Genomic DNA, 25,856 nt, shown 5'->3' with positions numbered 1-25,856 from the left:
AAGGTAGTTATGATAATAACGAAAAATCTTTATTAAACAACAAAATGGATATGTAAGATATAGTTTACTATCTTTTTCTTATAAAGAATATTGTATGAAAATAATATTTAGATTTATCGGTTTATTTTGTTTTATAATTTACGGTTTTGGACAGAATTATAAGATGGTCTATTCTTTTGAGATGAAATATAATAGTAAGCACGAGGGAATTAGGGAGTATATGGTATTATTACAGAAAGGTCAGGAATCGGAGTTTTTAAATCAGAAATACTATGTTATTGATTCTATCAACCGTCAAAATCCAAAACAAAAGCAGTATATCACCCCGCGTTATTCGGATATTGTGAAAAATTCTTCAGAGCTAAGGAAGTCTTTATTTTATAAGCATCTTGACGGTTTTATTTATGAATATCCGAAGTTTGTTCAGTTGAAATGGAATATTCGTAAAGAAAAGAAGGACATTTTGGGCTACCATTGCCAAAGAGCAACCGTAGATTATGGAGGTAGGCATTGGGAGGCTTGGTTTTCTAATGAAATTCCAATCCAGTCTGGACCTTATGTATTTCGAGGGTTGCCTGGACTTATTTTAGAAATAAAGGATACTGAGGAGTATTTTAAATATCAAATGATTTCAATAGAGAAACAACACGAAATTAAGTGGGTAGAGCCTTCTGCAGTAATGGATGGGAAGCTAGAAAGGCTTAAGGAAGATCGTTGGTTAGCCATTGTCCAAAGCTATTATAATAACCCAATCGCTAATTATAAACTTCATAATTGGAAAATGTATAAACAGGACGGCTCGGAGTTTACGGAGCAAGACTACAAAGAGATGGGTCGGCAAATACAAAATGAATTGAAAAGAAAAAATAATCCAATAGAAAAAGAATATCAACTTATCGTAGAGTAAGCTATTAGGAGGTGATTTATTAAAAAAGCAAAACGCCCTTGAGAACACTAATCTCAAGGGCGTTTTTATATTATTTCTTTCGCTTAGCTTTGGATTTGGCTTTCGCTTGCGCGCGATTACCGCCGGGCTTTGATTTGGGTTTGTACCTCGCTTTTGGGCCGCCTAAATTGACTTTTTTGTTTTTGGCTTTTTTTTCGTGGAAAGCACCGCCACCTTCTGCCAGCTTCACCTGAACGGGATTTTTCATCTTTACCTCGTCTTTTTCCGAAGCAATTTTCTGAGGGTTAATTTTCACTTCTTCAGGAAACGGCAGCTCCTGGATTTCGCGGTTCATAAGGAGTTCGATTTCCAAAAGCGGCACTTCTTCTTTCTTGGTGGCAAACGTTACCGCCTTACCGTCCTTATCCGCCCGTCCGGTACGACCGATACGGTGAATGTACTGTTCCGGCACTTCCGGCACCTCAAAATTAACCACGTGCGTAATGTCCGAAATATCCAACCCCCGAGCCATTACATCCGTCGTAATCAACCCCCGAAGGTTTTCGTCCTCGAAACGTCGCATCGCCCTCAAACGGTAATTTTGGGATTTATTGGAATGAATGACGTCGAACGCGCCAGGAAACCACTCGTCGATTTTGGTAAAGAGCAAATCCGCATGGCGTTTGTTATTGGTAAAAATCAAAACCTTAGCCATAGCCTCTTCGGTTTCCAACAGGTGCTTAAGCAAATTCATTTTGGTATTAAAATTCTCCACCTTATAAACCGTCTGTTCTATTTTTTCCAGCGGTGTCCCTGATTTAGCCAACGAAATTTCCACAGGCGCGGCAAAATACTCCTCCAACATTTCGTCCACCGCTTCGGTCATGGTCGCCGAAAACAAAATATTCTGACGCCTTTCGCGCATCATCTCAAAAATATGCGTTAACTGAGGGCGAAAGCCCAAATTAAGCATCTCGTCAAACTCGTCGATAACAAGCTTCTGCACCTCCTTGAGCGATATTGCATTGTCTATAGCCAAATCCATTACCCTTCCCGGCGTTCCCACCAAGATGTCGCATCCGTCGTCAAACAAAAGCTTCTGCGTATTGATGTTTTTCCCACCATAAACCCCTACGATTCTCGTCGTCATTTCGCGGGTCAGCGTCTGCAAAATTTCCGTCACCTGAACCACCAGTTCGCGGGTCGGTACCAAAACCAGTACCGTAGGATTTCCGCTCTTATTATACTTCCACGTCTTAAGCACGGGAAGAAGATAGGCCAAGGTTTTTCCCGTTCCCGTCTGCGCTATCCCCATAATGTCCCGCCCCGAGAGCACCGGCTTAAAACTCTTCTCCTGAATAGGCGTCGGTTCGAAGAGTTCCAAATCGGCCAAAACATCCAGCAGTTTTACGGGTAAATCAAAGTCGGCAAAAGTGGTCTTGCTCATCATATTTTGCTATTTCCTGCAAAGATAGCCTTTTTGAAATTTGTCAAAAAACAGCTCCTCCTAAAAAACGATAGTGCTACCTCTAGAGGTAGCACTATTGTCTAAAAAAAGAAATACATTACTGTCTCCATCCGGCATCGCCCGATAAATCCGGCGTATCCTCATCATAACCGTCGGCACAGATGATAGGAGTAGCAGCTATAGATCCTGCAAAAGGATTTTCAGAAGACTCACGCAAACTTCTATCAGCTTGGTAAGACAATATAACCGTCGAGAAAGAATTCTCTTTTCTATTTACAAAAGCAGATTTATAATAGGTATTATGTCTATCAGTATCAGAACCTTGAGAAGAAGAATAAATAGAAGAAAAAGATAATTCTGTTTGAGTATAAGATGCCATTGTCGTATAAAAAAACAAAAGGCTTTGAGTGGACGTTTTAACAATCCGAGGATAGACAGTAGGATTCATATTTGACCCTCCAAGCATGAGACTCCAGCTACCAGGTAAAAATGTATAATCGGTAAAATCATCCTCACCCGGTCGAACATCCACTTGCTTTTGGAATAACCCCTTTTCGAAACTTTGAGTACTATTCCATATTTTGTACCCGTTATCCGCATGCAGCGGTGGCGTTGCCGGACATTTATAAGCCTTTGGATTTTGCATGATAGTAATCGGAGACGATACATACCCTTCTCCGTAAGCAAAACGAAGGGTTCCTAAAAGAACTAACCCAGGCTCCGTCCTTTCCTTAGGCGTAATCACAATTTCATTGCCTTTAAACTCTATGCTTTTGATAAAACTTGGCAATTCTCCATGGACTTTTAGATTGGACTGGTTAACCTTCAATGTAGAAGTATTATTTTCGTGAATCGATAAATAATATTTATATCTATCATATTCATAAGCCGGCTCAATTTTTTTTGCCGTGCTGGAAAAACCCGTTATTTGAAAATAATCTGTAGGCTCCTGATTAATTGCAAGTATCAATTCGGCACCGTCACTCGGGCGACTAACTTTAATATAGCCTATTTGCGAATAATCAGACGTCTTAGATCTGGTCGAAATAGACAACGTCCCGTTCCCGGAAGTTCCTGTTGTACCGGTTACCGTAATCCATCCCGAGGCATTCCCCTGCAATTCGTACACCCAAGGTTCTGCCGAGTGAATTTCAAACGTATACTGACCGCCCGATTGACCAATCGTTGTCACATTCGGCGTCGCATAAAAACTGATATCTCCCTGAACTTTTTTGGTTGCAGAAAGGCTAGGAAATGGAATCCTAGTAAACGTAGCCTCTAAATCTCCTCCAGAAGCCTCCATCGAAACTCCCGATAACGTATAAGAGAGCGTTTTACTCTGTCCTGCAGGAAGATCCACGGTGTTGTTTTGCCCCGCCAACAGGATTAAATTACTCCTAGCTCCCGCCAAAGCAACAGCATTATTAAAATCAACCTGAAGCAAATCGTAACTATTATTATTCGTAACCACAACTTCCACATTATTCTCTCCCGTCAGGTATTGGTTATACGCATAAATTCCATTTATCTGAAGCGAGCTAGCCGATACGTTAGTAAACAAACTTACCTCTTGTGTTGCTAATACCCCTCCCGATACGGTAGAAGTAGGAATCACCCTTGCTACAAGCGTTACAGGTTGCAAAGCAATCCCCTGAAGACTATAATACAACGTGATTTCACTATTAGGATCAATACTAACCGAAGTATTCTGCCCCTGAAGCAAGCTCACACCAGAATCGCCCGACAGACTAACCAAACCGCTCAAATCCGCATTGGTTAAACTAGCCGTAGAACTATTATTCTTCAAAACTACCTTTAGGCGGTATTGTGCCGCATCATAAGTTTTGTTTGAAACATATTCTCCTTCGAAAGCAATTGACATCGCTCTCACATCACCTTCCCTTTCTACCATGACGTCCGCTGATGTACTAAACCCTGGCATTACATTAAGGGTAACATCAATTGTTCCTACATTAGCCGGTGTCCCCAAAATCTTATAAGTAAGAATTTTACTTTCTCCAGCAGCCAACGTAACATTAGAATAATCTTCTGCCCCATAATAAGAAAGCCCCTGTGCCACGCCGCCCAAAACCAAAGCCTGGGCAAGATTAAGTGACGAAAACGTTACCGATGATTGGTTAGTGACTTTAAAACGTAAAGTATTTTCTTCTGCAGAAATATTCTGCATCCACACTCCCGTCGCTCCTAAATACTCCACTTTTAGGTATTTGTTCTGATCCCCTTGAAGACAGGTCCACACGTTTTGGGTATATATCTGAATGCAGTCCATGGTTTTATTATACACCATAAGCCCTTTTTGGGCTTCCGACAAGGGCATATTTTTGATTTGATCGTCCGTCAGGGAAGGCATAAGCAATCCTTCAGCCTGAGAACTCCCATCCGTAAGAGCCTTCACGTGAAGTGTGGCCATGGGTGCATCGGGTATTAATCCCTGTTTTTTGTGCGTATAGAACGCTCCAAAACATCCCTAAGGTCATTAAAATAGTCAAAAATCGATTCATTATCTATATTATTTATAAGTCAAAGATTTTTTTCATTAAAAAAAAATGCTCTTAGTGATGCAAACATCAAAAAGAACATTTTTAATTTCGTGCGATACTTTTAGTACCGCTCTATTCGATCATTTTGTATAGTACTCTACGATAAGATTGTAAGTCCCGTTAAGCGTAGTATAGATATTACCATACGCCGCGAAAATGTAATTCCCCAAAACGCCGTTAACCGTCTCGTTAGGGCGATACTCCGTAGAGTTAAGTACCACTTTTCCGGTTGCAGGGTCTACCAAAGTAGTCTTAATGAATACCGTATTAGCCGTAAACTCCGATGCATTCAGTTTTGCATACGTGGCACTATTGAACGTTACCGGCACCATTTGGCGGTATACCGGCTTAGCCGTACTGGCATCTGTATAAAAATTCTCGCCTGTAAGCACCGCAGTACTTGTATAGTCGGCGGCTTTTAGGGTAGAAGCTGCAGCCTCTCCAATACGAACCCACTTACCTGCAGTAACATTTCTAGTAGTAGCACCAGTTGGATTATAAAAATAGTAAAATCCCGGTGATACAGTTGTTTGAATTCCCGCAGTAGCAGGAGTATCAAGAGTAGACCCCGTGCCTGTGTTATAAACCACCATACCATCATACGCTGTCCTGAATTTAGCTGGTGTAGTAGTGGTAGTGACAAACGTAAAAGTAGTTAAATCCACTCTCGGAAAAACAAGCCCCTTACCCACATTATTTGGAAAACTCACATATCCCGAGGCATCCAAAAATGCACTTTCTCCTGGAATTGTTTGATTCGGAGTTGTCTGAATATTAATTTGGGAAAATAACACCACAGATACAACTGATGACAGAACACATAATATTTTTTTCATATACATATCTTTTTTTAATATCCTCCTATAACATACCAACTCCAAACGTCAGTATTATTCTGTTCATCCCCACTTACTTGAACACTAACAACAATAAATCCCTTACCAATCTCTATTGTTGAATTATTCACAGGTGGATTTGATATAATATTTACAGTTGATGTGGTCGACTGATTGCTAAATGCTATAACCCTTCTTTTATTAACTTTCGGATCAGGCAAAGCTAAAGTTGCCGCTCCGCCACCAGCAAGCACAACAGCATAGTCCGAACTGGTCCAATCTGAAGAGGCCATCGGCAAATTTGCCAACCTTGCATTAGCATAAACAGCTCCTTTCGTTTGGAATGTCCCGTTAACTATAGTTCGTCCCGTTCCTGTGGTAAAAGTCATGTCATTGTTATTCTGGGTAACTGTTGTTGCCTTGGTCAGCGTTCCGCCAAGTTCCACGGTTCCGCCGTTTGCAGTCAAACCGTTAGCCGCCGATACCGACGCACTGCTCGCCACATCCGCGCCTAACTTAACCCACTTGGAGTCGCTTCCATTCCAATAGTAAAATCCTTTTCCTGTACCGATAAAGGCAGTATCTCCCGCACCTACATCTTCCTTAACGTAAACCAAAGTTCCGTCCACTTTATTGGAAATTCTCATAGCCCTGGCCTTTGTAAGCTGAGGAATCAAAACCCCCTCATTGGTTCTTTCATTATCGCCTAAACCACTTGTTTCGTAATCAACACCGGCAGTGCTCGGTCTAATTTCCAAAGTCGCCCGGGGTCCCGTTGTATTAATCCCCATTTTTCCGTTGGTCGTCTCTTGCCCGTAAGCAAAAACTCCCAAACCTAAAAAAGCCAACAGACCTAACTTAGTAGTCTTCATAACCATATTTGTATTTTTAATTTTTTAACCTTTATAAAAACGCGAAAAATCGCCTAACTCACCTCAAACGCCTTCCCGCTCCGCCAACAACCGTATCGTTATTCCATACACGTCATCAGTCTACAAAAAGAAGTTTGACAAGGCAAATGTATAAACCTTTTCCGAAGTACGCAAGGTTTTTCTTTCTTATCATCGAAAAAAATCACTTCACAAAAGCCATTGTTTTTCAAAAACTTATCACCAAGTCGCTAAGCCAGCACCGCTTCGTAAAATTCGTCCGGCATCACCCCCAAATGACGACATAACTCTACCACTCCCCAAAACGATTCCATCGCCGCACGATGCCCCGAAGGGAGTGCCAAATGCCCCCAATCCGTCTCGACCGCTAATCCTCCGTCCTGCAAAGCCACCCGAGGGTAAGCCTCCCTACGAAAAAACCGCATCCCCTCAGCTTCCTCCAAAAGCTCCGTCTCCCCCTCAGGGTAAACCACAATCCCCCCATCCGCCACCGCACGAAGCAAAGCCTCCGCCAAAGCCCCCTCGGGCACTTCCCGCAAAAAAACCACATTCGGCTCCAAAGCCAACCCCCGATCCCAATCCGAAGAAGAAAGAATAAAAAAATCGCCATCCCCTTCCTGCATCCTCTCCCCCAAAGCCCCTTCATAAGAAGCCCCACGGCCAAAATAACGCAGCACCTCCTGCACCACTCCCACCACACGAGCCTCATCCTCCACAATCCAAACCCGGGTCGCCCGCCCCACCAAATTCTCTTTTATCATGGTTTTCTAATGTTTTTCGATTCAATAAGCCCCTCAAAAGCCGCCACCACATTTTCCCAACGCGCCGCATCCTCCACACGGATGCCGCTGCCATTATCCCGAAACACCGTCCGATCTGCCATCCTAACCTTTATCGAAGTCGTCAAATGATTGTAAAATTTCTTATGATCTTCCCGAACGCCCGCCAAACGATTGCGCTCCACCGCCTCGTACAAAGCCCGCTTTTCCTCCGCAGATACCGTCGCTTTACGCCGATAGCGTTCTTTCCCTTTCTGATAAAAATAATAAAGCGTCTCGCCCTTAACAAATACATTTTCGTAAAAAGGCGATTCGCCACCGCTACGGCTATAACTCAACTCGTAATCCCTAAAAACCTTATGCTGCCCTCCACAAGCCCCCAAAACCAACCCAAGCAGCAGCAAAAGCCCCGACGCCCTAAGCCTCGGAAGAAGAATCCAACGTTTTGTTTTTTCTCTGTTCGTCATAATCATGCAAAAGGTTAAAATCCTGCGTTTGTTCTATCGCTATCATAATTTTTTCGAGTATCGCCTGCGCACTTTCGTCGTCATAATCAATCTCCAAAGGTTTCTTAAACTCCATGGTCGGCCTCACTCCCGTTACCTTTATCTTCAGCCCCTTTTTGTCAAAAGCACGCCGAAATCCGTTAATCTTAATGGGAACCACCACCGGACGCTGCTGCTTCACCAACTTCGCCGTCCCCTTGCGCCCCTGCGCAAAAGCCGAAGTCGTCCCCTGAGGAAACGTAATCACCCAACCGTTATCCAAAGCCTTCATTATATTATCCACCTCGCTCATGTCCACCATGCGGTTCACATTTTTGCCCTCCGCACGCCAAGTCCTTTTCACCGTAACCGCCCCCGCAATCTTAAAAATCTTAGGCAAAAGCCCCTTGTTCATGGTCTCTTCCGCCGCCACATAATAAAAATCCACCTTAGGATTAAGCAAGTAAACCGGATTCTTTATCGTATTATGATAACCGTTATTAATGGCGCAAAACGCATGGTACATCGCCGCCACATCCGCAAAATAAGTCTGATGGTTCGACACAAAAAGCACATTGGTATCCGGCAAGTCCACCAAATGCTCCGTCCCGGAAATTTCCAACTTATTAAACCCATTGAAACGACGGTAAGACACCATCCCCAAAATGAAAATAACCAAACGCTTCAACACATAAGGTGTCCCAAACGCATCCCTAAAGATATTCTTCTTCGCCATGATTCTATTACGCAAACACTAACAAGCCGCGAATTTACAATTTTTTCAGCAAGTGGCTGAATTCACTCAAAATCATGGCGGTCGCCCCCCAAATCACATGCCCCTCCAAAACAATCACCGGTACCGCCTGCCCACGGGACGAAGGCAAAACCCGCCGCTCCGGCGTCAAAGGCATCGAAAGCAACAGCCGCACAGGAAACTCAATAAGCTCCACCGCCTCCGAAGCCTGCAACCGAAACAAAGGCTCCCGCCCCGTATAAGAAACAAAAGGATAAACGTAAAAATTACTCGGCGGAATATACAAAGGCGTCAGCCCCCGAACCATCCGCATACGCCAAACAGGCACCCCAATCTCTTCCGAAGTCTCCCGAAGCGCCGTGCAAGAAAAATCATCGTCCCAGGCTTCCCGACGCCCTCCCGGCAGCGAAATCTGCCCGCTATGACGATCGTTCTCATTATGCGAGCGCACCATCAAAGGAAAATACCACTCGCCCCCCTTACGGTACAAAAGAATATTAACCGCCGCCAGCCCCGGGTTTTTAGCCAAAATCGCCTCACGAGTATACCCCTCACGGTACGGCGGAGCATAAAAAGCATGCGCCCGCTCCCCCTCCAAAGAAGCCCGCCGAAGCCGATCCAATAAATCCCAACCCAACTGTTTCATCCCACAAATGTAGCCATAAGAACCGAAGACACAGTTTAAAAAAAAGTTAAAAAATAAAAATCCCCCGCCAAAAGCAAGGGATTTTTTAATCTTATCAAAAAAAATATCAACGCTTATTTTTTCAATTCTTCCAAAAATTCGTCGTGGGAAATTTTCGTTTCCTTCTTTTTGGATTTTTCCAAAATAACGTCTTTAAGCTTGCCCATGGCTACTTCAGAAGAAATCTGTCTCACTTGCTCCTGATCCTTAAGCATCTCCACCGCATACTTCTGAATCTCCTCATCCGACAAATGGTGAATGCCGTACATCGCCAACTGATTGCGAACCATCTGCTCCGCCTGAGCCAAAACATCCGCATAGTCAATCTTCACCTCGTTGTCGTTAAGAAGTTTTCCTTCAATAATCTGACCTTTCACCTGGTTCTTTTCCGCCTCCAAAATTTCTTTCGCCTGCGCCTCGGTTTGGATATTCGGATTACTGAACATCAACCACTTAACAAGGAATGTCTCCGGAAGTTTTACCTCCTCCTTCTCGTTCACCTGCTCCAAAATCTTGTTCACAAAGTGAACGTCCGCATTTTGTTGGAAATATTCATCCAATTCGGATTTTACTCTTTCCTTCAACTCCTCCTCGGATTTAATGTTGCCTTCGCCGTAAACCTTATCGAAAAGCTCTTGGTTCAACTCGTGAAGGTTCAATTTATAGATGTCTTTCACCGCCACCTCAAGTTCGTCGTGGTGCAAATGCTCCACTTCCTCCTTACGGAAGCCCAGCTGCTTAGCCAACTCTTCATTACCCGACAACTCCTCTTTGGTAACTTTCAGTGTTTCGTCTTTTTTCAACTTCTTCACCAATTCGTAAGCCTCTTTGGTGTCTTTGTTTACCGTCGCAAATTTCGGCTGGTGGTTATGCTCGCCTTCGGCTCCTTCTTCCACCACTTGGCTGATCTGAAGCGCCACGTAAGAATCCTTAGTAATCTTATCCTGCTCTTCTCTCTCCGCAAAACGCTTCTGCATGTTTTCTATGCTCTGACCAATTTCTTTATCGGAAGCCTCCACCACAAAATGAGGCGCCTCGTATTTAGCCAAATCAATCGTGAAGCTAGGCTCGTATCCTACCTCAAACGCTACGGAAAGCTGCTCTGCACGGAAATCCAAATCATCCACAGGTACCGGCACCGGCTGCCCCACCAAACGAAGATTATTCTCCGTTACATACTGGTTAAGCGCTTCCGATACTTTCTTGTTGATTTCCTCAAAAGACACGGATGCCTCAAACTGTCTTCTCACCATCCCCATAGGCACTTTCCCTTTTCTAAAACCAGGAACCTGCGCATTTTTGGCATAGTTATGAAGTTGTTTTTCCACATTGTCCTTGTAGTCTGCACGATCGACTGTTACCGTAAGTAAGGCACTGACCTCATCGTGATTTTGTGCTGTAACCTTCATTATCTTAAAATATTGATTTTTTGAGTTTAAAAAATTTTAGTTCGCAAAAATAGGAAATTTTATTAAAACATCTTTTATATCCCCCAAAGTAATTCAAACAAAAAAACCGGGCAGAAAATCCACCCGGTTACGCTTCAAACAGAAGCCTTCTATTTTACCGTGATTTTGGCATCCACATCCGCTTCACCTCCCGTTACACGTCCCAACTGATTCCCCTGAGAAGGGTAATTTTGGTCAACCGAAGTGGGCCCGTGATACAGCTTCACATCCACCCGGGCATTGGACGGCGCCGAAGTTATCGTCCAACGGGTTCTAAGCCCCAAACGATGCCCATCCGTCCTTACCACATCATCCTCGGCCCTAACGACCTGAGCCGTAAATCCAGCCACTTCAAAGGTTACAAAATGTTCATCCTTTTCTGCTATGATTTCATCCAGCATGCTGTGGTAATGGTCATCATGACGATGGTAAAAATCCACCGAAACATCATAAACCTTACCGCTTTCCAAAACCAAATCCCGATCCGCCACACCACCAACATAACTAATGGTCTGAACCTCCGAGCTTCCCTGCAACGAAACGGTAAGCGTCATTTTTTCAATTTCCTCATGGTCATGCACATCCTCAGGAACTTCCGCCGTATTATGGCAAGACAAAATCAAAAGAGAAAAAGAAAAAAGCGTAAAAATTTTAATTAAGTTTTTCATTGTAATCAAAAATTAAAGGTTAAAAAGTTAAAACGTATATTTGAGTGTAAGAACGCTATTGCGCCCCAACTCCGGAGCGAAATACCTCATCCGATTGAGGTAATCGCGGTATTCGGTATTAAAAATATTACTCACCCTAAACTGAAAAGAAAACCCTCGAAACAGCTCCGCCCCAAGCGACGCATGAAACAGAACATACCCCGCAGGCGGCGTACTCACATCCAACACACGGTTAACCAACTGGCCCTGCTCAATTCGGGAGAGCGAAACGTTATAAACAGGATAGCGTCCCTGTCTGAAAACACTCTCGTTTTCCAAACGGAAAAACCAAGACCGAAGCCTCTGCGGTTTCCATTCCAAAGCGTTTCTGAGATTGGAAGGCATCATCATAATCAACGGCTCGCCCAAGGAAACATCCTCTCCGCGAAGTCCGCTAAACTGCCCCGTCCACACCAATCCCGGACGCAACACCCATCGAAAATCCGCATCCAAACCGTAAAGTCGCGCCTTGGTCTGACGGTAATCCCAAATCATAAACACCCCTCTATTGGAATTCTGAATCCCCGTAGGCACCTGATTAATGAAATTATCCGAAAGCATCAGGTAAGGACTAAGCTCTACAGACAAACCGCCCAATACCTCCCATTGCCCCTTTACGGAAGCATTAGCTTGGTATATTTCCTCGTTTTTGATTTTCAAACTCCCGATTTCGACAATCGCCGCCGAATGATGCAAGCCGTCCGCAAAAAGTTCCGCCGCATTAGGCACCCTTCCGCTGCGAGACAAATTGAACTTCACCGTCCAAACCCGTCCCGAAGAATACCCCAGCCCGACATTAGCCGAGAAATTGTGAAAATCCAACACAGGACGAGCCAGCACCCGACTGCCACTGGACGCCACCTCAAACGAAGAATACAACGATGCAAATCGCTGATCCCAATCGCTACGGTTATAATACTTATAAGCATCATAACGGCTGAAATCATACCTCACCCCCGATTCCATCCGCCAGCGCGCTCCCAACGAATGCTGCCAAACGGAGAAAAAACCAAAATCATAGCGGTAATAATCGGGAATGATGCGCTTCGCCTGTGTGGCAGGATTAGGGTAATTATCCTGTAAGCTGCCATACACTCCGCTTTCCAACTGCCAACGCTCTCGTTCCAGCAAATGTTCCAATTTCAAATGATGAGTCACCAAACGCAAATCCATGGAGGGCACTCCGCTAAGCGTCCCCCGACGAATATCGTATTCTTTCCGAGCATTAGACTGGAAGTCATACTGAAACGTTAGTTTCCCCAAAGTCAAAAACCGTTTATAGGCTTCCAACTTTGCCAAATGATGACTCACCTCCTGCCGAGGATGGCCCACCCGATAGGAAAAACCTCCATAATAATCGTAAGCGCCTCCAGCCGAAAGGACTTTGTAAAAATCATCCGGGCCACCCAAATGCGACCCTCTGAAAATGCCAAAATCCTGATAAATTCCGCTGTAGCTTACCTCAAAACCTTGTTCAAAACGACGTTGCCCAAAAGCCAAATGATAAGATTGCTCCTGAGCTCCCGTATTCTGAAGCGTGGTTGTCGGAAGCGAAAGGTCGCCCAATTTTTTAGAGGTTCCTCCCGTGCGCACAAACCAACGGTTAGCCCAAGAGCGGATTAAATTAGCCGTCAGTTTGCCTCCGCGCCCGTTACTGATGCCCGAAAGCGACACCTCACCAAAAAGACTGTCTTTGGCAGGCACCTGAAGCGGCTGTAAAACCACAACTCCACCCGAAGCATCTCCTCCATACTTCAAAACACCGGCTCCCTTAATCACATTAATTTTTTGGAATGCCGTTGTTTCTACACTCGGAGCGTGTTCCACTCCCCATTCCTGCTCCGCCATGCGGACGCCACCATTAATGACCGCTATCCGACTACCGTAAAGCCCATGAATCACGGGTTTCACGATATTATTTCCCGTTTTCAAAGCCGAAACTCCCGAGAGCCCCGAAAGCAGGTTCCCCAAATTTTCGGAAGACTTACTGCCTATGACTTCCCGACCGACCGCAGCGACCATCGCCGTGCGCCCCTCCGATTTGAATCCGGAAACCTGAACCGCCTCAAGAACTTCGGCATGATGCTCCATAGGAACAACCATCTGTCTATCGCTCTCCAAACGGAACGCCAAGCTATAATTTTCACAATCGTGGTGTTCGGCCGCTAAAACATAATCGCCCGCCTCCAACTGATTGATACGAAAACGCCCCTGACGGTCCGAATACGCCACTTTACCGCCAACGGTAATTTTGGCACCTGCCAACGGAGCCCGGTTATGAAAATCCGTAACCGTCCCGTAAATGCTGAACCGTTGTTGAGCAGACACCAAAACCGCCGCCAACAAAAGCACAAGCTGAAAAAGTAATTTCATTTTTAGATTAAAATGGATTGTAATAGTGTAATACCAAAAGCTTCCTCTTCCCAAGCTCGTAACCCGAAAAGAAAAGCAAAAAAGACAAACTATATCAAATCCACGGGAGGCCCACGAAGAGGCTGGGTATAGAAGTCGGAAGTCTCCCATCGGCAAACGTCCTCGTAAAATTCCGATCCCAACCATTTTGTTTCAGCAAAATCGAACTCGAAAACCAAAGGCTGCATCCACTTGGTTTTGGTCATAAAATGGCAGGCAATACAATCCTTTGCCTCGCCTCCCTTGAGGAAAACCGCCGGGTTATCGCCCGCTTTACCAAAACCCAATGCGCCCTCGCCCAAATGAGAGTGCTGGTGAGTCTGAACAGAAACCAAAACCACAAAAGCGTAAAGCACCGCCATAAGCGAAGCCACCCCTTGTTTTATGATTCGATTTCTGAACATCCGACAAATTTAATGATTTTTTAAAAAACGATATGCCATAAATCAGTAAAAAACTTACCCGATTTTTTGTAAATTTGCTACTCACATTAGATATACACAAAACTATGATGGTGAATTCAAGAGTAAAGAAGATTGGCGTTTTGACGTCGGGAGGCGACGCCCCCGGAATGAACGCGGCAATACGTGCCGTTGTGAGAACCTGCATCTACCACGGACTCGAAGTTGTAGGCATAAGGGAAGGGTATAACGGATTGATCGAAGGTCATTTTACCAAAATGGGGCCACGATCGGTAAGCAATATCATCAATCTGGGAGGAACAATTCTAAAATCGGCACGATCGGAAGCCTTCCGCACACCCGAAGGAAGAAAAAAAGCCTTTGAAAATTGTCAGGCCCAAGGCGTTGATGCCTTAGTATGCATCGGTGGAGACGGAACCTTTACCGGAGCTCAAATTTTCAGCGAAGAACACGGCGTAAAAGTCATCGGCGTCCCAGGAACCATTGACAATGATATTTTCGGAACCGACTTTACCATCGGGTACGACACCGCACTGAATACCGCCATGGAAGCCATCGACAAAATACGCGACACCGCTACCTCGCACAGCCGCGTATTCTTTGTGGAAGTAATGGGACGCGACGCGGGATTCATCGCCCTCAATTCCGGAATTGCCACCGGAGCCGTGGACATCCTCATCCCCGAGCAGCACGACAGCTTGGAAGAAATGTTCGACACTTTCAAAAAAGCTCAAAAAAGAGGTAAAAATTCCAGTATTGTTGTCGTAGCCGAAGGCGAAAAACTAGGCAACATCTACGATTTGGCCCAAAGCACTAAAAAAGAATTCCCCAGCTACGATATAAGAATTACCGTTTTGGGGCACATCCAAAGAGGAGGATCCCCAAGCTGCGCCGACCGCGTATTAGCTTCCCGTTTGGGCTATGGCGCCGTAATTGGACTAATGAAAGGCTTAACCAATGTAATGGCCGGTATAAGATCCAACCAATTGGTCTACACCCCAATCGAGGACGCCATTAAAAAACACAACGAAATCAACCAAGATCTTCTCCAAATTTCGGAAATCTTGGCCCTTTAAGAAATATAGAAAAAACAATTAAATTTTAAACATTATGTCAACAATCAAAGTAGGTATCAACGGGTTCGGAAGAATCGGAGGTTTAGTATTCAACGCGATGCTCGAGAGAGACAACATCGAGATCGTGGGGATCAACGACCTTATCAACGCAGAATACATGGCGTACATGATGAAGTACGATTCCGTACACGGAAGATTTAACGGAGAAATCCAAGTTGAAGGTAACGACCTTATCGTAAACGGTAAAAAAATAAGAGTTACTTCCGAAAAAGACCCTAACAACCTAAAATGGAACGAAGTTGGCGCAGAATACATCGTGGAATCCACAGGGCTTTTCCTTACCAAAGAAACCGCACAAGCCCACCTGAATGCCGGAGCTAAAAAAGTGGTTCTTTCCGCTCCTTCCAAAGACGACACCCCAATGTACGTTATGGGCGTAAACCACAAAGATCTTGCGGCCGATACCGCTATTTTCTCCAACGCTTCTTGCACCACCAACTGTCTTGCGCCTTTGGCTAAAGTGCTTCACGACAACTTCGGTATCGTTGAAGGTCTTATGACCACCGTTCACGCAACCACCGCAACCCAAAGAACCGTGGACGGTCCGTCCATGAAAGACTGGAGAGGCGGTCGTTCAGCGCTTCTGAACATCATCCCTTCATCCACTGGTGCAGCAAAAGCCGTAGGAAAAGTAATCCCTTCCCTTAACGGAAAACTTACGGGGATGTCCTTCCGGGTGCCAACTGCCGATGTTTCTGTAGTAGACCTTACCGCAAGATTGGAAAAAGAAACCTCTTACGAAGAAATTGCCAAAGCAATGAAAGCCGCTTCCGAAGGCGAATTGAAAGGCATCCTAGGGTACACCGAAGACGCGGTTGTTTCTCAGGACTTCATCGGAGACAAGCGAACTTCCATCTTCGACAAAGATGCCGGTATCATGCTTTCGCCAACTTTCGTGAAAGTAGTATCTTGGTACGATAACGAAACCGGTTATTCCAACAAACTAACCGATCTTTTGGTTTACTCTGCTTCTTTGTAACCCCAATCGGTTTTTAACCCTAAAAAACTTCCGAAAAAATTCGGAAGTTTTTTTTATTTAAGCCCGCGCTTCAAATCCATAAAAAAGTTTAATCCTTATTTTTGCCCAAATTTCAAACCAATGAACAGTCGTTTTCTCCTTGCTTTGCTAATCGTATTTCTTTCTTGTTCGGGAATCCTTTCCTGCCAAACCGAAACCAAAGACGATAAAAAAGTAGAACGTAATGCGGCAGTAGATTCTGCAATCACGGCCTTTCAAAAAAACCTTCTGAAAAATCAACTGGACGCATTGATTAGCGAAAAAAAATTCAATGGAATCCTCTCAATAAAAATATCCCCCTTAAAATAAAATATACAAATTAGAATAGAATAAAAAAGCCCGAAAAAGCCCAAAAATAAAGGCGTTAAGGCGAAAAAAGCCCCTGAAAAGCAAACTAAACGAAATATACACTTAATTGAAGATAATTGAGTTTTAATTGAGTTTTTGAGGCCCTGAAAAATGCATTAAAATGAAACATTTTAAGATTAATATAAGGATTACCTGAAAAACCCCCAAAATACCGCAAAAACGCCCCTTTTGGGGCTTTTTTTACGCCCTATAATGAGTAAACGATGATCCTTTTAGATGGCATTAACAGAAGAGGGCACTATACCCCGCAAAAGATGTATTTTTTATGTTAGGGAGACATTTAGGGAGATACTTAGGGAGACAAAAATATTGTTTTTTTTTAACTTTATAAGAGGGTGTTTATACATTTTTACTGCAACTTAACGCCTTTTTTTTAGTTATAATGTGGGTGTTTAACACTTTTAATGCAAGTTTAAATAAATGTAAAATATTGTTTATCAGTTATTTAAAACGAAAAACCTATCTTTTATACCTATTTTCGCTATTGTTTCTTACAGCTTTACCGTACTACCCTACAAATACAGGGTCAGAGCTGTACTCTTTTACCACCCTACCCAAGACTAAGAAAATTCTTCTGATATTTTCTTTTCTTATTTTAAATGGCTCGTGGACTAGCTGTCCGTCGGGATAAGTTTCTGTATTGGTGCTGTACGCCATAATGCACTCATCATCCATTTTACAGGTTTGCATTCGCTTGGTTACTCTTATTTCGTCTGTTTCTATAACATAATTTCTACCCCAAACAATGCTATTAGTGTCGTAGATACGCTTTAAGGCTAGTATGCAGCCGTTAGGATATTCCACCATACTGGTGCCGTAGTGTCTAATAGCAGCTGTGGCACTCGGGAACCAATCTCCTGCGTCTATATAGTCTGTGGCCACGGATACTGCGTTGTAGGTATCTGCGACCAAATCTGTTCCTCCAATGGTTGCTACATCGTCATAGAAAGGGATTAAATTTTTAGATTTTTCTACTTCGCCACCTTGTTTACTTTTTAGCATCTCTCCCTTACCTGTCAATAGCCATTCTGGATTCAATTCGGTGCATTTTGTATATAATAACTCTATATCATATGTGTTTCTTGCCCTCCATTTTGATATATTTTGAGCAGGTATGCCTAAAAAACGAGCGAATTCAGCATCAGAGGAAAATTTTTTATACTCTTTTATTTTATTTAAAATCAATGATTTATCCATTTTTTAAACTATTTTATGTAAAAAATGTACTCAAATATTTGTTATTAAGTACAAAATGTATTTATATTTGCCCTGTAAAACAATTGTAAACAATTTGAACAATGGACAAAAGTACGAAAAAAACAAAGCACTATAATATCTACAATAAAGATATTATCCGAAAATTAAGGAAGAAATACGGCACTTCGCCACACTTCATCTACGCCAGCCTGCGCGGCGACCGCACCAGCGAAACCTCCATCAAAATATGCGAGGATTACAGAAAAGCCGAAGTAGAAATTAATAAAACATTAGCTAAGATATAAACCAAAAAATTATGAAATCACAAAAAATTACAAAAAAAGGAGACTTAGAAATAGGTAAATGCTACAGGGACGGCGATAGCTTTTATTATGTAACAGGTCGCGTGGAATGTTATGAACGCTCTTTTCTAGAGGCTATAAGTTTTGATTTTGATGAAATGGAAGTAGACCTATCCACTCCATATATAGAAGATATAGTAGAAGAAGGAGATTTTGAGGAGATTTCTCTCAAAATGTTTTTAGACTCATTTAAAACCTTTAAAAAAGAGAAAGAAGAATACCTACTACTAGAAACGGATACACTAGCCTTAGCAGATTTAGAATTAAGAAAAATACCAAATCAATGAAAAACCCTATCCACCGCATTTTTTGCACACGCACGAAAGTTATTCGCAATTACGAAGACCTTTCAAAATCTACAAAGCAGGAAAAATACCTTCTATTTGGTAAGCCACTAAAAACGATTACTCGCAGGGCAACCCGAGCGGAAATATTAAAGTCTTTCAACTCTTTATAAAACGGATACTTAAAAATAATAATTATGAAAGGTACAAATCTTAACAAAATGTTGAATAAAAACATCACTTCTCGGAAAATTTCCATTGAGACATCTCGCAAGATATGTGAAAGTCTGGCAACTCGTACTCCAGAAGCCTTAAAAGACCTTGGTACACTAACCACAATTGCTCAATTTTCTTCTTCCCCAAACAGAGGGAAGAGACCAAGCGGAGCGACCAGAGTTCAGATTCAGGTTTATTATGTTGAAAAGTTGGAGGATAATAGACTACGCTGCATTCTGACCGACCGTATCCTACCGCAAACGAACGAAGGTAGATTAGATGTGACTCAATTACATCGCGAAGTTCCTCCTCAGAGTTTATGTACTTGGGAGCAATAATATCAACATTAATTATATACAAAGGCACCATCACTATAATTTTTGATTAGACACCACAAATATAGTGATTTATCCCGAGCCAATGCGATTGGTTAAGCGGAGCGAAACCGCCTCGGGAGCAACTTATAAACCTAAAAATAAGTGTACGACTATCAAAAAAACATATTATCCATACCTGCAAAACTTCTCTACGAAGACTGGGCATTGATTAGTTATGATTACTATAAGATGCTTTGTCGCAGAGGTAAGTTGGTTCGCACCAATGAAGGTAAAGGACTTGGAAATCAAGCGTGGGTGTCGTTTCACGATTTGCCTGTAGTAAAAGGAGTGGATATTAAAGAGTTTTGTTTGCGTACGCTCGGAAAACCCGAAGATGTTTTAGTAAAAAATTTGCTAGAGGGCGAAATTGTTCCAGACCCAAAGGCGATTGACTTTTATGCACAACACAGAAAGCCAAACGGCAAACCACTTACTTTCGATAAGCAACGCGAGAAGGCAACCAATGCGATGATTTTAAATGCCATTGAAACCATAATGAAAGACCGTGTAAAAAGCAATAAAATATTCGGCAAGAAGAAAACCCAAATATGGCAAAACATCAGCGATGCGGTTAATGCAATTAACACAGATAAATGGCTTTACAATCTACCGAGCAATCCAAGAAGTCTGCAAAGAAAATACAACGAATATTTAAAGGATAGATATATGGCATTCATCCATAAGGGCGAAGGCTCAGACAATGCAAGAAAGGTAAATGAGGATATAGAAATGCTCATCATTAGCCTGTATTGTTTGCCTAATAAGCCTTATATGAAAAGCACTCACGATATGTATTTGCAGTTTATGGGTGGAGCTTTGGAAGTGTACGACCTGCAAACAGGTGAGCTTTACGAGCGTGAAAACTTTTTTGATGAAAAAGGTAAAATGGTAGAAATATCCGAAAGCACTATCAATAACTATATCAATAAGCCCGAAAACCAAATCATTATAGCGAAGTTCAGAAATGGCGACTATGATTATAGCCACAAAGTGCGTCCGCATGTACACCGCCACGCACCAATGTTCTCGATGAGTAAAATATCACTTGATGACCGTGATATTATGCACCATAAGTTGCTCGATGGCTCTAAAGTGATGGCCTACTATGCCTTTGACGATTTGAGCGGTGCGATGATAGGGATTGCCCACAGCAAGAGCAAAAACCACGAGTTATTTTTGGACTGTCTCCGCAATATGTTTCAGTTTACTGCCTCTCACGGCTTAGGTATTCCGATGCAAATGGAGGTAGAAAAACACTTGGTAAGCGATTTTTCGGAGGGACTAATGAAGGCGGGTAATGTATTTCCTTTCGTTCGTTGGTGTAATCCTACTAACTCGCAAGAGAAGTATGCAGAAAACCGCATTAGAGCCAAGAAATATGGAACCGAAAAAGATAGACACCAGAATGTTGGTCGCCACTATGCAAGGCTGGAAAGTAACCGAGTAACAAGGCAAAAGATATTTGACGAGCAAAACGACAACTACAAGTTTGCCAAAGCTAATTACGAGCAAATAGTGGCGTGGGAACTGGAAGAGCAACGCCTATTTAATAATGAGCTACACCACGACCAAGAGCGTTTCCCTGGGAAAACTCGCTTAGAGGTGTTTTTGGAAAATGTGAATCCAAACCTGCCAAAGCTCAACAAAGCACTCTTGTCTCAGTTCATTGGCGAACATACGGAAACAAGCATTCTAAGAAATCAGTATGTAAAGGTGCAGTACGGCAAGTACCAATTACCAAATCCGCAAGTGATTACTATGCTGGCACCAAACAATTACAAGGTAGATGCTTACTATATGCCTGTGGAAGGAGAAGTAACAGAAGTTTACCTCTACCAAAATGGCGAATATATCTGTAAGTGTGAACCTGTACCAACCTTCAACCGTTCAAACGCAGAGTGGACAGATACAGACGCCGAAAAGTACAAACAAGCAATGGATTATATCCGCAAGTTTGATGCTTTTGAAAAAGAAATAAGAGCCAAAAAGCTCAGCAAATTAGGAACAATGCAAAGCACCAATAGTTTTATAGATGTAGAGTGCGAAGTGGTGGAAACGAAAGAGAAAGAAGAATATGTCCATATAGAAAATCATCAAGACCAAAGAAGCAGAGCTATTAACGATTTGTAAAAAATAATTTATGATAACCAAAGAATTTAAACAACGGATTGCAGAAGCAGTAATTATGAATCTTCATAATTACAAGAATGCAGAAAAACACGCTCAATCTTTAGGAGTAAGTTCCAGCCAATATTCTAAAATCTTCACGGGCGGAGACTTGGATTATTCGCTGGCGGATGCCAAGTGGATAAACATTGCTAGGAGATTGGGGGTGCAATTAAAAGAGGATATTCCTTGGGTAACGGTAAAGACGGAAACCTATGAGTATGTGTATAGCCAATTAAAGGCTTGCCAAACAAGAAGTATCTCCGCCATTCTTTGTGATATTGCAGGCATTGGAAAAACACACACGGCAAAACAATATGTAAAAGAGAACCGAAATGCGGTCTATATTGATTGTTCGCAGGTAAAATCTAGGCAAAAATTGATTAGAAAAATCGCCCAAGAATTTGGGATAACCCACACAGGGCGTTATGCAGATGTGTATGAGGATTTGGTATTTTATCTTAAACAGCTAGACTGTCCTATTATAATTTTAGACGAAGCAGGAGACTTAGATTACACCGCATTTTTAGAACTAAAAGCTCTATGGAATGCCACCGAATATGCTTGCGGTTGGTATATGATGGGAGCTGATGGATTGCGAGAGAAAATCAATCGCCAAAAGAACCTTAACAAAGTGGGTTATACCGAGATATTCGACCGCTATGGAAACGATTTTAAAAAGGTAAGTCCAGAGGGTAAAGAAGCATTGGAAGATTTTTACCTAAAACAAATTGCACAGGTATCCCAAGCTAATCAATCAAGCCTTACCCCCAAACAAATGTACGCCAAAACAAAGGGCAGTTTGAGAAAAGTCAGAATTGAAATTGAAAAACAAAGATTATTAAGCAATGGCTAAGAGTGAATTAGAAATACCAAGATATTATACTCACAACGATATTGAGAATGCAAAATTCAATGAGTTAGAGTTTACAGGCGAATGGTTACGGCATTTAGGAACTCCCGAGCGTGCAAGTAGTATTTTGATATACGGAGCTTCGGGACACGGAAAGACTTCCTATGCACTGCAATTTATGAAGTATTTATGTGGCTTTGGAAAAGTATTTTACAACACCGTTGAAGAAGGCATGAGGGCAAGTTTTAGACGCTCTCTGCGTCTAAATAACCTAAAAATGGTGAGCAGTAAATATGTTTTTCAAAGTGAGCGATATGACGATTTGGTAAAACGATTAGACCGAAAGCGACAGCCTAAGATAGTGTTTGTGGATAGCGTGCAGTACTGCTTTCGTGGTAAAAAGGACAGGGACTATTTCAACCTAGTAGAAAAGTTTCCGACTACACTTTTTGTTTTCATTTCACAAATGAGTAAAGGAATGCCAAAAGGAGCCGTTGCCGATGCCATTATGTGGGATTCACAAGCGGTAATAAAGGTAGAGGATTTTAAGGCGTATGTAGAAAAAAGCCGATGCGGTGGCGATGAGTTGACGCCCTATATCATTAACCAACAACAAGCAGAAAAACGCGAAATAAAACTATTAAAAAAAGGATGACATGAAAAACGAAACCGCACAAATTGCACACGAAATACTCGCCTTTGACACGCTGTACGGAGTACTGACATGGGGAGACAGGTTGATACTTCATGGCTACATATCGGGCCGCGGAATGGAAGTCGAGCCAACGGCTCGAATAAATAAAATATCCGAATTCATCCGGATCAACCGCTGGGAGGCGCCGGAAATGAAATACATGAAAGACGAGGTTCTTCTTTATGTGGAGTGTCCTGTGAAACTCCGATACATGCCTATTTCTCAGTATGTTAAAAAAAATCCCAACCCATTAGAAAATGAAGACATTTAACAACTATCAGTTTGAATTCAGGGCTTACGATCGGAAAAAAGCCGCTAAAGAAGCCTTGAAAAAAGCCAAAGAGTTAGAAAACCAACGAAAAAAACAACAGCAATGCAAGAAAGTATAGGAAATGTGTTTTTTCCTCCAACGGAGGAGGAACTCAACGAAATCATCGCCGAACTTAAACGAAGGATTGAAGATGAAAGCTACGAGGAGGAGTGGGTAAAAATCCACGAAGAACTCCTGTTTCGCGAAAAACAATTAAAAGAATTAATCATAAAAAATAATACGATATGAACCTATCAAAACTGCCAGCGGAGGAACTCCAAGCGGAGCTAGACCGCAGAAACCAAGAAAAAGCGGAAGACAGAAAGGCTTACAAAGAGTTAGTAAACAATGAACTAACACAAATAATTGAACCTTTGAAAGTAGTAGAAATGCATCTTAGTGAATCGAAACTATATGTGTTTGAAAGCCTAAACACCCTATTAGACCTCAAATCTAAGGTCTATGGTGTGAAAGACACACAGCAGTCGCACACATTTACCGACGATAAGGGGAACACCATTACTTATGGCTTCAGGATAATTGACGGTTGGGACGATACTGTTACCGCCGGAATAGAAAAAGTAAGGGAGTTTCTGCAATCTTTAGCAAAAGATGAAGATTCTTCAAAATTAGTACAAGGAATTAACCGCCTCCTTAAAAAAGATGCAAAAGGCAACCTAAAAGCAAGCCGCGTAATAGAATTAACGAAGTGGGCAGAGGAGATTAACAACCCCACTTTTACTGATGCCGTAAACATCATCAGACAATCCTACAAGCCGCAACGCTCGGCGTTCTTTATTGACGCCAGCTATACCGATGCCCAAGGTAAAAAGGTTAATATTCCGCTGTCCATATCGGCGGTGGACTTCCCCGAGGGGACGGATATAGAGGCATTGTTTCCAGTACATGAGGACTATAACCAAAAAACAAATAAACATGAGATATCAACCGATAAAAAATAATTACACGCCTAAAAGTATATCCTTTTTAGACGGTTTTAATTGTACAAAACAAAGTGTAGGTTTTTTCATGGAGGTGGACGAGGCGAAAGCTACCAAAATAATCGTACACCTAATAGATAATGGGAGAGAAATAAAAATGGCTAAACTCGGATTAGACGGCGATTTCAGAGAAAACAATACCGTGATATTTGACGGAAAAACCTTCTTTAGTTATGATGCTTATAGGATTTCTGATTGGGCGAAACCTATCCTCATGGTTTATTATGAAGACGGGACAAACGAGTGTTACGAGTGTTGGTATAGAGAAATAGAGGTTTAGCCTTAATAGACACTTCACCTTCCGCACTGGCAGGCTTCGGGGTTCAAGCCCCCGAGCGGAACAAAAAAGAAAGTATGGCGAAAAAAATAACAAAAAAAGCTATCAACATCATGAAGATTGATGTTATAAGCCAAAAATTAGAAATTTTGGAGCACAGACTGACTATGAGAATGACGAAAGGAAACAAAGCCTCTATGTTTTTGCATATAAAAAGCTTAAAGGAAAATTTAGAAGAGCTAAAAAATAGGTTATAATATGCTAAACATTTTACTTGGAATAATATCCACCGTGTTTATTTTCAGAGCAATGGCTAATAGAGAAAAATTAGACCGCTGTTATAGAATGGATATAAATATTGAACAAGAGGAATTTTTAGAAATTTTAAACACGATAGTGGCAATTATTTTTGGATTAGCCGCCTTCATAGATTGGAATTATTATTTGAACCAATAAAAAATACTATGGCAACAATAAAGAAACTCCAAACTCTCTTCTCTAAAAAGGGCTTCACGATAGATGAAAGACACGAGGTCATCTACACCTTTACAGGCGGACGAACCCAAAGCAGTAAAGAGCTATCTCCGCAGGAAATAGAAGACCTCTGCAATGCCTTAGAGGGTATCAAAAAGAGTAAAACCAAGCTGATAAGCACCTGCCTCTCCATTTTGGAAACAGAGGGCATACACCGCCCCAACGAGCCTATTTTAGAGTTTACAGAAAAAGGAGCAAAGCCCAATCCTTTCGGGCATCTGAACCGCTGGATGTTGGAACGGAGTGTTTACAAAAAACCTTTGGCTTTTCATTCAGCCGAGGAGCTGGAGGTGCTTCTCCGCCAGCTTCACAAGTTGGCAGAAAACAACCGAAAAGCCTCCAAAAAATTTGGCAATAAGGCTTATTGGCATAAGGCTAACAAACTTAAAAATTTGAATTAAGATGAAAATCCAAATAAAAATAGATCAGGAAACGCTCCTACTACTCAATAAACTAATGGGAGATTATGGTTTGTTGGCTAAATCTCTGCCGAAAAGTAAAACGGGACAATCTATAATGATAGAACTTCGAGATATTCTGTTCAAAAAAGGTATTTCTTCTTTCGCCAATGACACAAAAAAAGCATCTAAAATAACAATGAGATACCACACCGTTGAGTGCCTTTATTTGTGGATAAAATATATACAGGAGAGTACCCAACTGGGAGCCTATGAAAATAACAAGTTGGAAATTTTAAAAAATCAAATCCACCCCTCAATAATTCAATAA

The 25,856-nt window shown here is 42.3% G+C and carries 32 protein-coding genes; 19 read left to right on the top strand and 13 right to left on the bottom strand.

Features of this window, described 5'->3' with window-relative positions; translation table 11 throughout:
- Nucleotides 1-94 precede the first annotated feature (94 nt).
- Nucleotides 95-907: a GLPGLI family protein gene (locus VQ048_RS01410; protein ID WP_327609884.1), complete on the top strand. Its 813-nt coding sequence runs from the start codon at nucleotides 95-97 to the stop codon at nucleotides 905-907.
- Between the two features lie 70 nt (nucleotides 908-977).
- On the opposite strand, the gene VQ048_RS01405 is transcribed toward VQ048_RS01410, so the two are convergent.
- The 12 genes from VQ048_RS01405 to VQ048_RS01350 all read right to left on the bottom strand — a co-directional run bounded on the left by VQ048_RS01405 (nucleotide 978) and on the right by VQ048_RS01350 (nucleotide 14,315).
- Complete coding sequence (locus VQ048_RS01405) at nucleotides 978-2,333, bottom strand: DEAD/DEAH box helicase (protein WP_327609924.1); 1,356 nt, start codon at nucleotides 2,331-2,333, stop codon at nucleotides 978-980.
- A gap of 118 nt (nucleotides 2,334-2,451) precedes the next feature.
- Nucleotides 2,452-4,785 carry a COG1470 family protein gene (locus tag VQ048_RS01400; protein WP_327609883.1) on the bottom strand — a complete coding sequence of 778 codons (2,334 nt, stop codon included), beginning with the start codon at nucleotides 4,783-4,785 and terminating at the stop codon, nucleotides 2,452-2,454.
- A gap of 210 nt (nucleotides 4,786-4,995) precedes the next feature.
- Entirely contained in the window at nucleotides 4,996-5,751 is a 756-nt protein-coding gene (locus VQ048_RS01395) for a phage tail-like protein (protein ID WP_327609882.1), read from the bottom strand.
- A gap of 14 nt (nucleotides 5,752-5,765) precedes the next feature.
- Complete coding sequence (locus VQ048_RS01390) at nucleotides 5,766-6,623, bottom strand: phage tail-like protein (protein WP_327609881.1); 858 nt, start codon at nucleotides 6,621-6,623, stop codon at nucleotides 5,766-5,768.
- Between the two features lie 248 nt (nucleotides 6,624-6,871).
- Nucleotides 6,872-7,402 (bottom strand): hypothetical protein, encoded by a 531-nt coding sequence (locus VQ048_RS01385; protein ID WP_327609880.1) that lies wholly within the window; start codon nucleotides 7,400-7,402, stop codon nucleotides 6,872-6,874.
- The gene (locus VQ048_RS01380; protein ID WP_327609879.1) at nucleotides 7,399-7,887 is read right to left on the bottom strand and encodes a hypothetical protein; all 489 of its coding nucleotides are present in this window, start codon (nucleotides 7,885-7,887) and stop codon (nucleotides 7,399-7,401) included. The genes VQ048_RS01385 and VQ048_RS01380 overlap by 4 nt, the downstream gene beginning before the upstream one ends.
- Nucleotides 7,838-8,641: a lysophospholipid acyltransferase family protein gene (locus VQ048_RS01375; protein WP_327609878.1), complete on the bottom strand. Its 804-nt coding sequence runs from the start codon at nucleotides 8,639-8,641 to the stop codon at nucleotides 7,838-7,840. Before VQ048_RS01375 ends, VQ048_RS01380 begins: the two co-directional genes overlap by 50 nt.
- 34 nt (nucleotides 8,642-8,675) lie before the next feature.
- Nucleotides 8,676-9,305 (bottom strand): NUDIX hydrolase, encoded by a 630-nt coding sequence (locus VQ048_RS01370; protein ID WP_327609877.1) that lies wholly within the window; start codon nucleotides 9,303-9,305, stop codon nucleotides 8,676-8,678.
- A gap of 113 nt (nucleotides 9,306-9,418) precedes the next feature.
- A complete protein-coding gene (locus tag VQ048_RS01365; RefSeq protein WP_327609876.1) occupies nucleotides 9,419-10,753 on the bottom strand; it encodes a trigger factor in 1,335 nt (444 codons plus the stop codon).
- A gap of 149 nt (nucleotides 10,754-10,902) precedes the next feature.
- Nucleotides 10,903-11,460 (bottom strand): hypothetical protein, encoded by a 558-nt coding sequence (locus tag VQ048_RS01360; RefSeq protein WP_327609875.1) that lies wholly within the window; start codon nucleotides 11,458-11,460, stop codon nucleotides 10,903-10,905.
- 27 nt (nucleotides 11,461-11,487) lie between these two features.
- On the bottom strand, nucleotides 11,488-13,872 hold the full coding sequence (locus VQ048_RS01355) for a TonB-dependent receptor (protein ID WP_327609874.1): 2,385 nt from the start codon (nucleotides 13,870-13,872) through the stop codon (nucleotides 11,488-11,490).
- A gap of 89 nt (nucleotides 13,873-13,961) precedes the next feature.
- Nucleotides 13,962-14,315: a hypothetical protein gene (locus VQ048_RS01350; RefSeq protein ID WP_327609873.1), complete on the bottom strand. Its 354-nt coding sequence runs from the start codon at nucleotides 14,313-14,315 to the stop codon at nucleotides 13,962-13,964.
- 107 nt (nucleotides 14,316-14,422) lie between these two features.
- Here VQ048_RS01350 and pfkA point away from each other — a divergent pair, with 107 nt between their 5' ends.
- The 3 genes from pfkA (at nucleotide 14,423) to VQ048_RS01335 (ending at nucleotide 16,796) form a co-directional block, all read left to right on the top strand.
- On the top strand, nucleotides 14,423-15,409 hold the full coding sequence (gene pfkA / locus VQ048_RS01345; RefSeq protein WP_327609923.1) for a 6-phosphofructokinase: 987 nt from the start codon (nucleotides 14,423-14,425) through the stop codon (nucleotides 15,407-15,409).
- Between the two features lie 34 nt (nucleotides 15,410-15,443).
- A complete protein-coding gene (gene gap, locus VQ048_RS01340; RefSeq protein WP_327609872.1) occupies nucleotides 15,444-16,448 on the top strand; it encodes a type I glyceraldehyde-3-phosphate dehydrogenase in 1,005 nt (334 codons plus the stop codon).
- Nucleotides 16,449-16,568: 120 nt separating this feature from the next.
- Nucleotides 16,569-16,796 (top strand): hypothetical protein, encoded by a 228-nt coding sequence (locus VQ048_RS01335; protein ID WP_327609871.1) that lies wholly within the window; start codon nucleotides 16,569-16,571, stop codon nucleotides 16,794-16,796.
- 567 nt (nucleotides 16,797-17,363) lie between these two features.
- On the opposite strand, the gene VQ048_RS01330 is transcribed toward VQ048_RS01335, so the two are convergent.
- The gene (locus VQ048_RS01330) at nucleotides 17,364-18,053 is read right to left on the bottom strand and encodes a LexA family transcriptional regulator (protein WP_064970199.1); all 690 of its coding nucleotides are present in this window, start codon (nucleotides 18,051-18,053) and stop codon (nucleotides 17,364-17,366) included.
- Between the two features lie 101 nt (nucleotides 18,054-18,154).
- Between VQ048_RS01330 and VQ048_RS01325 the strand changes: the two genes are divergently transcribed.
- The 15 genes from VQ048_RS01325 (at nucleotide 18,155) to VQ048_RS01255 (ending at nucleotide 25,856) form a co-directional block, all read left to right on the top strand.
- Nucleotides 18,155-18,358, top strand: a complete 204-nt coding sequence (locus tag VQ048_RS01325) for a hypothetical protein (RefSeq protein WP_064970200.1) — start codon at nucleotides 18,155-18,157, stop codon at nucleotides 18,356-18,358.
- Nucleotides 18,359-18,369: 11 nt separating this feature from the next.
- Nucleotides 18,370-18,702 (top strand): hypothetical protein, encoded by a 333-nt coding sequence (locus VQ048_RS01320; RefSeq protein WP_064970201.1) that lies wholly within the window; start codon nucleotides 18,370-18,372, stop codon nucleotides 18,700-18,702.
- A gap of 194 nt (nucleotides 18,703-18,896) precedes the next feature.
- On the top strand, nucleotides 18,897-19,253 hold the full coding sequence (locus VQ048_RS01315) for a hypothetical protein (protein WP_327609870.1): 357 nt from the start codon (nucleotides 18,897-18,899) through the stop codon (nucleotides 19,251-19,253).
- Between the two features lie 228 nt (nucleotides 19,254-19,481).
- Nucleotides 19,482-21,422: a hypothetical protein gene (locus tag VQ048_RS01310; RefSeq protein ID WP_327609869.1), complete on the top strand. Its 1,941-nt coding sequence runs from the start codon at nucleotides 19,482-19,484 to the stop codon at nucleotides 21,420-21,422.
- 10 nt (nucleotides 21,423-21,432) lie between these two features.
- Nucleotides 21,433-22,314 carry an AAA family ATPase gene (locus VQ048_RS01305; RefSeq protein ID WP_327609868.1) on the top strand — a complete coding sequence of 294 codons (882 nt, stop codon included), beginning with the start codon at nucleotides 21,433-21,435 and terminating at the stop codon, nucleotides 22,312-22,314.
- Nucleotides 22,307-22,966, top strand: a complete 660-nt coding sequence (locus VQ048_RS01300) for a P-loop NTPase family protein (protein ID WP_327609867.1) — start codon at nucleotides 22,307-22,309, stop codon at nucleotides 22,964-22,966. The genes VQ048_RS01305 and VQ048_RS01300 overlap by 8 nt, the downstream gene beginning before the upstream one ends.
- A gap of 1 nt (nucleotide 22,967) precedes the next feature.
- Complete coding sequence (locus VQ048_RS01295) at nucleotides 22,968-23,276, top strand: hypothetical protein (RefSeq protein WP_327609866.1); 309 nt, start codon at nucleotides 22,968-22,970, stop codon at nucleotides 23,274-23,276.
- Entirely contained in the window at nucleotides 23,263-23,394 is a 132-nt protein-coding gene (locus VQ048_RS01290; protein ID WP_327609865.1) for a hypothetical protein, read from the top strand. The genes VQ048_RS01295 and VQ048_RS01290 overlap by 14 nt, the downstream gene beginning before the upstream one ends.
- A complete protein-coding gene (locus VQ048_RS01285; protein WP_327609864.1) occupies nucleotides 23,379-23,564 on the top strand; it encodes a hypothetical protein in 186 nt (61 codons plus the stop codon). The genes VQ048_RS01290 and VQ048_RS01285 overlap by 16 nt, the downstream gene beginning before the upstream one ends.
- Nucleotides 23,561-24,277, top strand: a complete 717-nt coding sequence (locus tag VQ048_RS01280; RefSeq protein ID WP_327609863.1) for a DUF3164 family protein — start codon at nucleotides 23,561-23,563, stop codon at nucleotides 24,275-24,277. Before VQ048_RS01285 ends, VQ048_RS01280 begins: the two co-directional genes overlap by 4 nt.
- Complete coding sequence (locus tag VQ048_RS01275) at nucleotides 24,252-24,596, top strand: hypothetical protein (RefSeq protein WP_327609862.1); 345 nt, start codon at nucleotides 24,252-24,254, stop codon at nucleotides 24,594-24,596. Before VQ048_RS01280 ends, VQ048_RS01275 begins: the two co-directional genes overlap by 26 nt.
- 74 nt (nucleotides 24,597-24,670) lie before the next feature.
- Nucleotides 24,671-24,850 (top strand): hypothetical protein, encoded by a 180-nt coding sequence (locus VQ048_RS01270; protein ID WP_064969408.1) that lies wholly within the window; start codon nucleotides 24,671-24,673, stop codon nucleotides 24,848-24,850.
- A gap of 1 nt (nucleotide 24,851) precedes the next feature.
- On the top strand, nucleotides 24,852-25,049 hold the full coding sequence (locus VQ048_RS01265; RefSeq protein ID WP_064969409.1) for a hypothetical protein: 198 nt from the start codon (nucleotides 24,852-24,854) through the stop codon (nucleotides 25,047-25,049).
- Between the two features lie 8 nt (nucleotides 25,050-25,057).
- Nucleotides 25,058-25,528, top strand: a complete 471-nt coding sequence (locus tag VQ048_RS01260; RefSeq protein ID WP_327609861.1) for a hypothetical protein — start codon at nucleotides 25,058-25,060, stop codon at nucleotides 25,526-25,528.
- A gap of 1 nt (nucleotide 25,529) precedes the next feature.
- A complete protein-coding gene (locus tag VQ048_RS01255) occupies nucleotides 25,530-25,856 on the top strand; it encodes a hypothetical protein (protein ID WP_327609860.1) in 327 nt (108 codons plus the stop codon).

Origin of the sequence: Bergeyella anatis, assembly GCF_036016955.1 — a bacterium.
GTDB lineage: Bacteria > Bacteroidota > Bacteroidia > Flavobacteriales > Weeksellaceae > JAYWXI01.
The sequence above is the reverse complement of the archived record's forward strand: the minus strand, read 5'-3'. Positions and strand labels throughout refer to the sequence as shown.